We start from the raw sequence: 12,538 nt of genomic DNA, 5'->3' as shown, positions 1-12,538 counted from the left end.
GAAATGAAAAAACAGAAAAAAAAGAGATATTTGCCGGTCCTTGCTGTTTTCGGCGTATTTGTTTTGCTTTCCATCGCATTGTTGGGCAGGAATAACTGGGTTATGAGCGAAAAGATAGAGAGGAAGATACAGATCGCAGATGCAGACGCATTTTCCGTGGAAGATACAGAAACGGAAACGGAGCAGGGCCAGGATGCCGGGCAAAAAGAGGAGTGCCTTTATCTGTGGGACAGCGGCGATCCCAATTCGGAAATTTTGCATGAACAGATGCCACAGATTCTGCATGATATGAAAATCCCTTTTAAAGAAGTGGATGTACAGACTGAGGCACTGCCGGATTGGAATGATTTTGAAAAGGTGGTGCTGGGACTGACTGAATATACCACGTTAGGCAATCAGATTCTGGAGCTTACGGACTGGGTTTCAGAGGGCGGATCTGTCTTGATCGCAATGATACCCGCTATGGATATGGAAGCCTCCTGGCTGATGCAAAGGGCAGGAGCGGAATACATTGGTTCCAGTTTGTATCAGACACCGGGGCTGAGACTGGTAGATGAGCGGCTTCTGCATGGAGATCTGGATGAGTACATGTTGGAGGAACCCTTTGAATCCAGTTTGTCTGTGGCTCTGGAGCCGGACTGCCAGGTACATATGGTGTCTGCGGATGATAACCAGGTTCCGCTTCTCTGGGAAAGGAAGGTAGATGATGGGCGGATCGTTGTGGTGAATCTGGGTATTTATGATAAGGCATACAGAGGATTTTACAGTGCCGCCTACAGCATGTTGGGTGATGTGTGTGCATGGCCGGTGATCAACGCGGCTACCTTTTATCTGGATGATTTTCCATCTCCTGTTCCCAGCGGTGAAAGCTCCTATATTAATGCAGACTATAATATGGATATCAAAACCTTTTATATGCAGATATGGTGGAAGGATATCTGTGAGCTGGCTGAAAAATACGGAATCCGTTATACGGGTATGGTGATCGAGGAATATTCGGATCAGGTGGAAGGGCCGTTTACTTCCACAAGCGGCGTAACACTGTTCCAGTATTTTGGAAATACCCTGCTTGGAAATGGCGGGGAGATCGGTTTCCATGGATATAACCATATGCCGCTTTGTCTTTCCGGCTTTGACTATATGGGACAGTTTGACTCCTACTATCCGTTTGAAAGCTACGGCGATATGCGTGACAGTGTGGCAGAGCTGGCATCGTTTTGCAAGCGTCTGTTTCCCAAGGAGGAGTTTCAGGTATACGTCCCGCCGTCCAACATCCTGTCAGAGGAAGGGCGTTCCATGCTGATCAGTGAGTTTCCTCAGATCAAGGCTATTGCCAGTACATATCTTCCGGGAAATGTTGCGTATGATCAGGAGTTTGAGGTGTCAGAGGAAGGTATCATCGAGACGCCGCGAACTATTTCCGGTTATCTGCTGGATGAGTATGAGCGGATGACGGCGACCTCTGAGCTGAACCTGCATTTTGTAAGTTCTCATTTCCAGCATCCCGATGACGTGCTGGATGTGGACCGTGGTGCAGAGCTTGGCTGGGAAACCTTGTTTGGGCGCCTCTCGGACTATGTGGACTGGGTATATGAGGCGGCTCCCGGAATCCGTTCTCTCACAGGATCGGAGACAGCAGGAGCAGTACAGCGGTTTTATTATGTGGAACCGGAGAGGAAGGAAACAGAGGAAGGGCTGGAGATCAGCCTGAAGCGTTTTTCCGATGAAGCCTGGCTGATGGTACGGTTTAACGACTGGGAACCTCAGGAGGAGATAGAAGGAGGAGAATTGACTCATCTGCAGGATAATCTGTATCTTTTACATGCAGAAGACAGCAAAGTTGTGATTAAAAAGAAGGTGTAAACAGTATGAGAATCTGCGTAATTTTGGAAGGTTGCTATCCCTATGTAACAGGCGGCGTATCCACATGGATCCATCAATATATGCAGGCTATGCCGCAGCATGAGTTTGTAGTATGGGCAGTAGGAGCTTCATCAGAGGACAGAGGTAAATTTAAATACAATCTTCCGGAAAATGTTGTGGAGGTAAGGGAGATCTTTCTGAATGATGCGCTGACCATGGGATTTTCCAAACAAAAGTATAAATTCAATGAGAAAGAGATGCAGGAGCTGCGGGAATTTATCAACTGCCGCAGACCGAATTGGGAAGTTTTATTCCACATGTATCATGACCAGAAGATATCTCCGCTGGCATTTTTGACCAGCGAGGAATTCCTGGAAATCCTGATGAAGATCTGTCATGAAGAATACCCGTACACGGCATTTTCCGATCTCTTTCACACCGTGCGCTCCATGCTGCTGCCGGTGCTGTACATAATGCAGGAGGATGTCCCTAAGGCAGACATTTATCACTCAATCGCTACAGGCTACAGCGGGATTCTGGCACGGCTTGGAAGCTATCTCTATAAAGTGCCCTATATGATCACGGAGCATGGCATCTATACCCGTGAGCGCGAGGAGGAGATTATCCGTGCAAAATGGGTAGTTCCTGCCTTTAAAAGGTTCTGGGTGCGTTTCTTTTATATGCTGTCCGCGGGTGCATATGACGGGGCGACTATGGTAACCAGTCTTTTTGAGAGGGCTATGGAGACGCAGATCGAGATGGGGTGTGCCCGTGAGAAGTGCAGGTTTATTGGAAACGGTGTCCATTTTAATCGTTTTGTGGATATTCCCCCGAAAAAAGAGAATGGATATGTGGATATCGGAGCTGTTTTAAGAATCGCGCCGATCAAGGATGTAAAAACTATGATTTACGCCTTTGCGGAGCTGAAAACAAGGGTTCCCAATGCACGGCTTTATATTGCAGGTCCGGAGGATGATGAGGAATATGCAAAGGAGTGTTATGCTCTGGCAGAGCAGCTAAAGGTAAATGATCTGATCTTTACAGGTACAGTTAATGTTTTGGAATATATGCAGAATTTTGATTTTACCATACTGACCAGCATTTCAGAAGGGCAGCCGCTGGCTGTGCTGGAATCCTTTGCAGCCGGGCGTCCCTGTGTGACCACAGACGTAGGCTGCTGCAAGGAATTGATCGCAGGTATGACAGGTGATGATCTTGGAATCGCCGGTTATTGCGTTCCGCCTATGCACAGAACGGCTATCTGTGATGCAATGGAGCTGATGTGCACAAGGCCGGAGGAAAGATACCAGATGGGGATTGTGGCAAAAAAAAGGGTGGAACGTTATTTTCGCCACGAGTACATGATAAAAAATTACTTGGATGCATATGACGAGGTATTCAGAAGATGGCAGGCATAGGATTCAGTTTAAAGCGTCTATTTAAAAAGAAAGGTTTTTTTGCTCTGTGCAGGGCTTACGGGTATGCGGGGATCATCTGTGCAGGACCTATGATCCTGGGCGTCATTCTGTTGGTGGGAATGGCGCTGGTGGCAAGGATCGCAGGTATGTCCCAGCACGATCGGGAGCTTATGAACTGTATGCTTACATACAGCCTGCTGGTCTCCCTAAGTATTACCAGTTGGTTTAATATGGCGACAACCCGTTATGTAGCTGACATGCTGTATGAAGAAAAACTGTCCAGGATCATGCCATCTTTTTACGGCAGTTGTTCGATCATGCTGGTTATAGGCGGAGTCGCTTATGCGGTTTTCCTGTTTTTTTCCGGGGTACCCCTTTCCTATCAGCTTGTGTGCCTCTGGTTTTCACTTGTGCTTATCGTGGTATGGATGGAAATGGTTTATCTGACTGCGCTGAAGGATTATAAGGCAATTGTGCTTGCCTTCTGCGTTTCTCTGATGTTTGGATTCTTTCTGGCTTTGGTTCTGGTTATCATTGGATGGGTCAGTGTGGTCAGTCTGATGCTCTGCGTGATCGTGGCATATGGGATCATGATGGTGTGGTACTATAAGCTGCTGCTGGATTATTTCCCAAAAAGCGATGGCAGCAAATTCTTTTTCCTCCGGTGGTTTGACCGCTACCGGTCCTTGGCTTTTACTGGCGGGTTTGTAAATATAGGGTTGTTTGCCCATTTGATTATCATGTATTTTGGACCTCTTCGGGTTCAAGTAGAAGGATTGTTTTATGGAGCGCCGGCCTATGATGTCCCCGCCTTATTTGCGTTTTTATCTATTCTTGTTACGACGATTAATTTTGTTACCTCTGTGGAGGTGGCATTTTATCCAAAATACAGAACATATTACAGCTTGTTTAATGACAACGGCTCCATCAGGGATATTGAACAGGCAGAGGAGGAGATGCTGGAGGTGCTGAAGAAGGAGCTGACCTTCAGCGGACATAAGCAGTTGATCTCCACCGTAATCTTTGTGGTGTTCGGAAGCTTTGCGCTGGATTGGCTTCCGGTAGGCATGAATGACCTGTCTACATCCATTTACCGGTTCCTGTGTGCAGGCTACGGAATTTATGCCATCAGCAATTCCATTATGCTGATTCTGCTCTATTTTGAGGATTATACAGGAGCCTGGCTGGGCACCTTTGCCTATGCGTTGGTCAGTGTGGTGTGTACCATACTGCAGATCCTTTTTGGGGATACTAATTATTTCGGACTTGGCTTTCTGGCAGGCGGACTTGCATTTTATGTGATCGTCTGGCTCAGGCTGGAGTGGTATACCAGGCGTCTTCCCTATTTCTTGCTGTGCAGACAGGCGGTTGTGGCAAATCAGGAGACGGGAGTGTTCGCAGCACTTTGTGACCGCCTTGAGGCTCGTGAACAAAAGCGTTTGGAGGCGAATAAGAATTGAAAATGAACATGGAAATACGAGTATTGACCATATTTTGTATGACTTTTTTTCTTTTGGCATGCACGGGCTGTAAAAGTCCCGGGGAAAGTGCGGCGGCAGAGGTATCGGAAGAAATTGAGGTAAAGCGTGAGGGAGATTATGCGGCAAAGGAAACGTTGGAAGAAGCGCCCCTCACGGATAATAAAGCTTTATATGCTGAGGATGACGAAACCTCTGTGGTGACAATGTATCTGACTGTAAGCTCCGGAAATGAAGGCGACAATACGAACCATACATGGACAGAGATCAACTCCCATTCAAACTACGATTATGAGGAGATGGGGGTCCCACGTTACAATGTGGACGCTATTCTCCAAGTGGGCGATGAAAACGGTCCGGTGGAAGGGGAATTTGGCTATGGAGAGACAGTGCCCAATGCGGCAGTCCAGGTGCGGGGACAGACATCCTCCAGATCACAGCAGAAAAACTATAAGATCCGCATCAAGGAAGGAAAGGGAAGCTGGAGAGAGCAGAGAACCATTGCGCTGAACAAGCATGTGGGTGAGCCCAGCAGATTCCGGAATAAGCTGGCGTATGACCTGATGAAAGAAATCCCTCAGATGATGAGCGCCCGGACCCAGTTCGTGCATCTGTATGTAAAGGACGAGACAGAAGGGGGCAGCGGAGAATTTGAGGATTACGGACTGTACACCCAGGTAGAGCAGATGAATAAAACTTATCTGAAAAACCATGGTTTGGATAACAAAGGGCAGATGTATAAGGTCAACTTTTTCGAGTGGTACTTATATGACGATGTTATGAAGCTGTCAACAGACTCGGATTATAATGAGAAGGCGTTTGAGCGGTATATTGAGATCAAGGGAAGCGATGACCACACAAAGCTCCATGAGCTTTTGGAGGAGGTAAATGATTACACCATACCTATTGATGAAATTGTGGAAAAGCACTTTGACCTGGATAATGTCTTCTATTGGATGGGCTTTCAGATATTGATCGGAAATATGGACGTAGGCGCCCGAAATCTTTACCTTTACAGTCCGCTCAATTCGGAAAAATGGTACTTTATCTCCTGGGATAATGATAGCTCGTTTGCCAGGAAATATAAAGAGCTTAAAAATTACTCGGATGGTGAGTCCTGGGAACAGGGAATCTCCATGTTTTCCAACCTTATTATTTTTAACAGAATGCTGAAGGTGGAAAAATATCGAAAGGGGTTGGACGATGCCATTCAGGATCTGCGAACGAATTATCTGACAGAGGAAAAGGTGAGGGCGAAGATAGAGAGCTACCGGGCGGTTGTAAAGCCCTATGTGTACAGTGAGCCGGATTTAGAGTATGCAAAAGTAGATGAGGAAGAATATGATCTCGTTACCGATGCGATGTCGAAAGAACTTGAAACCAATTACCAGTATTATCTGGAAAGCCTAAATAAACCCTGGCCGTTTTATGTAGGACTTCCGGAGAAACGCAATGGGAAGCTTGAGTTTGTGTGGGATGCTTCGTATGATTATAATAATGAAGAGATTACTTACAGCTTCGTTCTTGCCACAGACTATGAATTCACCAATGTGATTGCCAGTGAAGACGGGCTTCGGCTGACGGGAACAACCACGGATATCCTTCCGCCGGGGCAGTATTTCATACGGGTCAGAGCAAGGGATGAATCAGGCTATGAGCAGGATTGTTATGATTATTACTCTACGGATTACGGAAAAACTTACGGCTGCAGAAGCTTTTTAGTGACAGAGGATGGAACCATAGCTGAGAATTTGAATGAGGAATAGAGAATCTGATGTGACGGAAAACAGCGAGACAGACGAAGAGACAGAAGCTCTTCAGGAATAAGGAAAGGTAAGTGAGGTCGATGATGAAAGGCGGCAGGAGAAAGAAAGCCGGATGGATCATGTTCGTTCTGGCAGTATCTTTGCTGGCAGGCTGCGGAGACAGTGACGGCTCCGGGACAGGTACACTTGTGAGTCCGGATGAAACATATGAAAAGGCTTCGGCTCAGGATTATACGCTGAGAGACAAGGATTCTCTCTACAAAGAGGAATATGACAGTGAGGTTACAACCATGTACCTTACTGTGGGGCAGGGAAATGCGGATGACGGAACAAATCATACCTGGAAGGAAGTCAATGCGTATTCTGTTGATTATTATGAAGAAAACAATATACAGCCGTATATGTGTGAAGCGGTACTGCAGGCGGGAGACGAAGAGGGGCCGCTGAAGGGAGAGTTCGGCTACGGTGAGCTGGCCGCCAATGCCACTGTGCGGCTTCGGGGAAGCGGAGCATCGGCCCGGCAGCAGAAAAGCTATCGGATTGACATTAAAGATGGAAAGGGAAAATGGGAGGGACAAAAAACTGTGATCCTGAACAAAGACTTTTCCGATCCAACTCGCTTTCACAATAAGCTTGCATATTCCCTTATGCAGGATGTGGATCAGATCATCAGTGTGCGTACCAGCTTTGTCCATCTGTATGTAAAGGACAAGACAGAGGGAGAGAATGGGCTGTTTCAGGATTACGGGTTGTATACCCAGGTGGAGCAGATCAACAAGACGTATCTGAAAAACCATGATTTTGACAATGGCGGGCAGTTGTATAAAGCAGAGGATTTTGACTGGGGACGGCATGAGGACAGTATTGTGCTGGCTACGGACAGTAACTTTGATGCACAGCTTTTTGAACAGTATCTGGAAATCAAGGGCAGTGATGATCACACAAAGCTGATCGATCTGCTGACTGCTGTAAATGACGATACCATACCCATCGGTGAGGTGATCGACAAGTATTTTGACCAGGATAATCTTTACTATTGGATGGCATTCCAGATACTTACTGGAAATAAAGAGGATGGAACCGGAAATTATTATCTGTACAGTCCGAGTATGATGGAAAAATGGTACATAATTTCCTGGGACAATGACGGCGCTTTCTCGGAAGCCTATAAGAGAATGCAGGATGAAAGCTACGAAAGCTCATGGAATGCAGGCATTTTTACTTATACGGATGCAGCGCTTTTCAGCCGTCTTCTGAAGGATAAGGAATGCAGAAACATGCTGGATCAGGCCGTGGAGGATCTGAAACAGGATTATCTTACTGCGGATCGTATCAACGAAAAAGCCCAGGCATATAAGGCTCTGGTGAAGCCGTATTTGTACAGCCTTCCGGATCGGATGTATGCAAGGGTATCGGAAGCGGATTATGAACTTTTGGCGGACGGGCTTGCAGGTGAGGTAGAAGATAATTACCGGGCATATAAAGAAAGCCTGGGGCAGCCATGGCCATTCCATATTCTGGAACCCCAGATCCGGGGAAGCCAGTTGAACCTGCGGTGGGAAGCTTCCTGGGTGTTCGGGGGAGATGTCACATATACGGTAGAGTTGTCCGATACCTATTCTTTTGCGGATCCGCTTGTGAGTGAGACAAATGTGAGCGAAACCTCACTGGCAGTCGATTCTCTTGCGCCCGGACAGTATTTTGTGCGGGTACGGGCGGATTCCGGCAGCGGTTACTCACAGGATGCTTATGAATATTACCGTACAGAACAGGGAACCACCGTTTACAGCGTTCAGTGCTTTTATGTGCTGGAGGACGGAAGCATTGCGGTATCTTATTATTATGAGGACGAATGATTATGGAAGGATTTTATCGAAAACCCCAGCAGTACCGCAATGAGTGGAAGTATTTTATTTCCCTGTGGGAAGCCAGGCTTCTGAGGGAGAGACTGTTACCCTTTATGGAAACAGATCCCTATGCGGTGGATGGAAAATACATGATACGGAGTCTGTATTTTGACGACTACTGGAATTCCGCCTACGAGGAAAAGATGATGGGCGTAGGGGACAGGCAGAAGTGGAGGATACGTATTTATAATTATAATGACTCACGGATCAAGCTTGAGCGAAAGATGAAGCAGCAAAGCTATATTCACAAGGATTCCGCAAGCATTACGCGGGAAGAGTTTGACAGGATTATGGAAGGGGATTACAGCTTTTTGCTTCATCATCGGCATCCTCTTTGTCAGGAATTTTATTACGAGTGTATGGTAAACCTGTACAGACCCAAGGTGATCGTGGATTATGAGCGTGAGCCGTTGATCTTGAAGGAAGGAGATGTGAGGATCACTTTTGACAGCGATGTCAGGGCGGCAATCTCCAGCTTTGATATTTTTGATCCGGACCTTCCTACCCTTGACGTTCTGGAGCCGGATAAACTGGTGCTGGAAGTAAAATTTACGGAGTTTCTGCCCGGTCTGATCCATAAGCTTCTGCCTTTAAACGGGCTGGAGTTTCTGGCAGTATCCAAGTATACGTTATGCTATGAGCGGGCGCATCACCTGACAGATGTAATGGCAGGAATATCAAAACAAACAGGAGGAATGAAGAGATGAATTTGCAGGATTATTTTAAAAAGTCTGTGTGGGAGTCCTTTGCCGGCAGTCAGGGCCTGACCAGTGATTTTGTGGTCACCGTTATTATTTCCATGGTGCTGTCCGTTGTGCTGGGTATCCTGATCTACAAGGTGTACGGGCATTATTTCGGGGGTGTGGTTTTTTCAAACTCCTTTGCGGTTACGCTGGTGGGTATGACGGTGCTGACAAGTATGCTGACATTGGCGATCAGCAGCAATGTTATTATCTCCCTTGGTATGGTAGGTGCGCTGTCCATCGTCAGATATCGTACTGCGATCAAAGATCCCATGGATCTTTTGTATCTTTTCTGGGCTATCTCAGAGGGAATCACCATTGGAGCTGGTCTTTATGTGCTGGCAGTGATCACGTTCTTTGTAATGATGATCGTCATCCATATATTTTATAATAAGAAAAAAAGAGGAGCGATCTATATTCTGGTGGCGCATTATGATTCAGAGACTGCGGGGGATCAGATCATCCGAAGCCTTGGCAAGATGAAGCATCAGCTTAAATCAAAAACCATCCGGAACAACGTGACGGAGCTGACCATGGAGGTGCTTTGCCGCAGCAACAATACGCTGTTTTTGGAGAATATGAAGGCAATTGAAGGGGTAAGGGATGTTACCCTGATTCAGTACAATGGAGAGTATCATGGATAAAAGAATCAGTTCGAAAATTCCGTACGTGCTGATCGTGGTGCTGGGTTTGGCAATCGCAGGTCTGCTGTTATACATTCTGCCTTACCGGTACAATCTGAACCGGACAGTGGCCTATGAGGAGTCGAACGAATTACTGGAAAATCCCCTGATCGGTTTTGCTGCTCCGGCAGAAAATGAGGAGGAAGGGGAAAAGAATAATCTGGTTTACATCGGACTCACCTGGGCTGAATGGGAGCCAAAACAGGATACTTATGATATCGAGGCGCTGGAGGAAAAGTTTCATATAGAAAAGTGGAAAAAAGAGAATAAGCATGCAGTTCTTCGTTTTATCTGTGATATTCCTGGTGAGGAGAAGCATAAGGATATACCGGACTGGCTTTATCAGAAAACAAAGGACGGTTCATATTATGAGATGGCGTACGGTGCAGGCTATTCTCCGGATTACAGCAACCGCTTCTTCCAGGAGCGCCATGCCAAGGCGATCAAAGTGCTGGCGGAATATTGCAACAAGGATGAATTTGTAGCGTATGTAGAGCTTGGAAGCCTGGGGCATTGGGGAGAGTGGCATACCAATACGGACGAAGGTGTACAGGATCTGCCGGATGCAGATACCTGCTGGCAGTATGTTTTGGATTATTCCGACAACTTTCATAACGTTCAGCTCCTGATGCGGAGAAACTATGTGATGGTTTCGGACGGCGGTCTGGGCTTGTACAATGATATGACAGGACATAAAGAGGATACGGAGGAATGGCTGGACTGGATCAACAACGGGGGCAGCTATGAGACAAGCGGCGAGGAGCTGGAGTATGTGCCCATTGAGAACTTCTGGGAAACCGGACCGGTAGGCGGAGAGATGACCAGCGAGTATTCAATGGAGGAGCTTTTGGATGACCGCTTCCAGGAAACATTGAGTCTGATACAGAAAACACATATGACATTCATAGGTCCCAACTGTCCGCAGGGCGAAGAGCGGGAAAGCAGCGCAGCATTATCCCTGCTTGACAGGCTTGGATACCGGTTCTATATTTCAGAGCTGCGCACGCAGTTTTCTTTTGCAGACAACCAGCTTGACGTTTTTCTGACCTGGGAGAACACGGGGCTGGCGCCCATTTACTGGGATTGGCCTGTGACGATGTATGTATATAATAAATCCGGGGAGCTGAAGTACTGGGAAAGCATTGATTTTTCACTGTCTGAGCTTATGCCGGGAGAAGAACTTGTGACAGAATCCCATATCCCTTTTACGGATCTGTTCCGTCAGGGCTTTCAGATTGGAATCGGGATTACCAGTCCTAATGAAAAGGAACATATCCAGCTAGCTATGGATGTGGAGAAAACAGGAAATGTTCAAATTATCTATACTTATGATGAGTAAAAGAAAGGGTGGTCGTTATGCCGAAAAATGATATGTTCAGAGTGGCACTGTTTGGCGGATACAATAAAGAGGATGTCATGGAGTATATCAGATCTCTGGAAAATGATATCGAGTCGATCAAGGTGCTCCATCAGAAAGAAAAAAATGATCTGATCCGCAGCATGGAGCAAAATGCCGAGACAGCGCAGGTGGATGAAGGCGAGCTTCAGCGCCTGAAAAGCGAGTTGGAGCAAAAGGAAGAGGAGCTGCGTCAAAAAGACAGTGAGCTTGTGCAAAAGGCAGAAGAAGTACGTCAAAAAGACAGTGAGCTGGAGCAAAAGGCGGAAGAATTACGTCAGAAAGACAGTGAGCTGGAGCAAAAAGATGAAGAATTACGTCAAAGAGACAGTGAGCTGGAGAATATCCAGAAGGAACTCGGGGAGAAGGAAGAGGAATTAGGAAATGTACAGAAGAATCTGGATCAGAGTTCAGAAAAACTGAAGGATATTCAGGAGAAGAAGACGAAAGAACCGGAAAAAGAGCAGCCTGTGAGAGCTGACAGAGATGAGCTTGAGCTGGAAGCAATCTCCAAGGTTCTGGAGGATGCAAGGAAAAATGCAGCAATGATAGAAGAAGATGCTCGTAAAAAGGCTGAGAAGATTCTGGAAAAGGCCCAAGAGGACATTAAAAACTATGAAAAAGAAGTAGCCGAAAGAATGAATGCTGAGCTGGAGAGCAAAGGAATACAGCTTTTTGCGGCTAAACATAAGATCACCCATTATATGAAAGAGGTGAAAAGAATTGAGGAAAGTCTGTACCACGTTTACACGGACATGAATTGTATGGTGGATACCATGCCGGTTCGTCTGGACGATTATTGGGCAGGCGAGCATTATAAACTGCTGGCAAAGGGAGAAATAAAAGAGGAAGAATTGGAAAATCTTGAAAAGGATGCTCCGGAAAGGAAAGACGGCGAAGAATAAGCCGTGAGGAAGACAGCGATATGACGATCAGGGAATGTTATGATCAGATGGGAGCCGATTACGAAGGTGTGGCAGGACGGCTCAGAACAGAGGAACGGATCCGGAAATTTTTGCTTAGAGTGCCGGATGATAAAAGCTATGAATTATTATGCCAGTCCATATCGGACCGGAATATGGAGGAGGCATTTCGTGCCGCCCACACAATGAAAGGAATATGCCAGAATCTTTCTTTAAGCAGGCTGGGTACATCATCAAGCCTTTTGGCAGAAATGCTCAGGAACCGTCAGGAGTACGGAGAGGATATCGAGCCAGTGCTGGCCCAGGTAAAGGAAGACTACAGGCAGACGGTGGAGTGTATCAAAAAACTTGAGGGTTAAGG

General features: G+C 46.6%; 10 protein-coding genes. All 10 read left to right on the top strand.

Going from position 1 to position 12,538, the window contains the following annotated elements:
- Window positions 1–3 precede the first annotated feature (3 nt).
- Window positions 4–1,863, top strand: coding sequence for a DUF2194 domain-containing protein (locus ACESZH_RS20105; RefSeq protein ID WP_373218661.1), 1,860 nt, complete (start codon window positions 4–6; stop codon window positions 1,861–1,863).
- 5 nt (window positions 1,864–1,868) lie between these two features.
- Window positions 1,869–3,281 (top strand): GT4 family glycosyltransferase PelF, encoded by a 1,413-nt coding sequence (pelF, locus tag ACESZH_RS20100; protein WP_373218659.1) that lies wholly within the window; start codon window positions 1,869–1,871, stop codon window positions 3,279–3,281.
- Complete coding sequence (pelG, locus tag ACESZH_RS20095) at window positions 3,269–4,741, top strand: exopolysaccharide Pel transporter PelG (RefSeq protein WP_373218658.1); 1,473 nt, start codon at window positions 3,269–3,271, stop codon at window positions 4,739–4,741. Before pelF ends, pelG begins: the two co-directional genes overlap by 13 nt.
- A gap of 2 nt (window positions 4,742–4,743) precedes the next feature.
- Window positions 4,744–6,525 carry a CotH kinase family protein gene (locus ACESZH_RS20090; protein WP_373218685.1) on the top strand — a complete coding sequence of 594 codons (1,782 nt, stop codon included), beginning with the start codon at window positions 4,744–4,746 and terminating at the stop codon, window positions 6,523–6,525.
- A gap of 80 nt (window positions 6,526–6,605) precedes the next feature.
- Window positions 6,606–8,381, top strand: a complete 1,776-nt coding sequence (locus ACESZH_RS20085) for a CotH kinase family protein (RefSeq protein ID WP_373218683.1) — start codon at window positions 6,606–6,608, stop codon at window positions 8,379–8,381.
- Window positions 8,382–8,383: 2 nt separating this feature from the next.
- The gene (locus ACESZH_RS20080) at window positions 8,384–9,139 is read left to right on the top strand and encodes a polyphosphate polymerase domain-containing protein (RefSeq protein WP_373218657.1); all 756 of its coding nucleotides are present in this window, start codon (window positions 8,384–8,386) and stop codon (window positions 9,137–9,139) included.
- Window positions 9,136–9,819, top strand: a complete 684-nt coding sequence (locus ACESZH_RS20075) for a DUF4956 domain-containing protein (RefSeq protein ID WP_373218656.1) — start codon at window positions 9,136–9,138, stop codon at window positions 9,817–9,819. Before ACESZH_RS20080 ends, ACESZH_RS20075 begins: the two co-directional genes overlap by 4 nt.
- Window positions 9,812–11,197: a DUF4832 domain-containing protein gene (locus ACESZH_RS20070; RefSeq protein ID WP_373218654.1), complete on the top strand. Its 1,386-nt coding sequence runs from the start codon at window positions 9,812–9,814 to the stop codon at window positions 11,195–11,197. Before ACESZH_RS20075 ends, ACESZH_RS20070 begins: the two co-directional genes overlap by 8 nt.
- 17 nt (window positions 11,198–11,214) lie before the next feature.
- Window positions 11,215–12,159, top strand: coding sequence for a hypothetical protein (locus ACESZH_RS20065; protein ID WP_373218653.1), 945 nt, complete (start codon window positions 11,215–11,217; stop codon window positions 12,157–12,159).
- A gap of 20 nt (window positions 12,160–12,179) precedes the next feature.
- Complete coding sequence (locus ACESZH_RS20060) at window positions 12,180–12,536, top strand: Hpt domain-containing protein (protein ID WP_373218652.1); 357 nt, start codon at window positions 12,180–12,182, stop codon at window positions 12,534–12,536.
- Window positions 12,537–12,538: the final 2 nt, after the last annotated feature.

This window comes from Ruminococcus sp. 5_1_39BFAA (assembly GCF_964240875.1).
Lineage (GTDB): Bacteria > Bacillota > Clostridia > Lachnospirales > Lachnospiraceae > Blautia_A.
Note: the sequence above shows the minus strand (reverse complement) of the source record. Positions and strands in the feature narration are given on the sequence as shown.

Bases quoted from the DNA above. Each gene is read 5' to 3' on its own strand.
- ACESZH_RS20060 (WP_373218652.1), top strand. From the start codon at position 12,180: ATGACGATCAGGGAATGTTATGATCAGATGGGAGCCGATTACGAAGGT.
- ACESZH_RS20105 (WP_373218661.1), top strand. From the start codon at position 4: ATGAAAAAACAGAAAAAAAAGAGATATTTGCCGGTCCTTGCTGTTTTC.
- ACESZH_RS20090 (WP_373218685.1), top strand. From the start codon at position 4,744: ATGAACATGGAAATACGAGTATTGACCATATTTTGTATGACTTTTTTT.
- ACESZH_RS20080 (WP_373218657.1), top strand. From the start codon at position 8,384: ATGGAAGGATTTTATCGAAAACCCCAGCAGTACCGCAATGAGTGGAAG.
- ACESZH_RS20070 (WP_373218654.1), top strand. From the start codon at position 9,812: ATGGATAAAAGAATCAGTTCGAAAATTCCGTACGTGCTGATCGTGGTG.
- ACESZH_RS20075 (WP_373218656.1), top strand. From the start codon at position 9,136: ATGAATTTGCAGGATTATTTTAAAAAGTCTGTGTGGGAGTCCTTTGCC.
- ACESZH_RS20065 (WP_373218653.1), top strand. From the start codon at position 11,215: ATGCCGAAAAATGATATGTTCAGAGTGGCACTGTTTGGCGGATACAAT.
- pelF (WP_373218659.1), top strand. From the start codon at position 1,869: ATGAGAATCTGCGTAATTTTGGAAGGTTGCTATCCCTATGTAACAGGC.
- pelG (WP_373218658.1), top strand. From the start codon at position 3,269: ATGGCAGGCATAGGATTCAGTTTAAAGCGTCTATTTAAAAAGAAAGGT.
- ACESZH_RS20085 (WP_373218683.1), top strand. From the start codon at position 6,606: ATGATGAAAGGCGGCAGGAGAAAGAAAGCCGGATGGATCATGTTCGTT.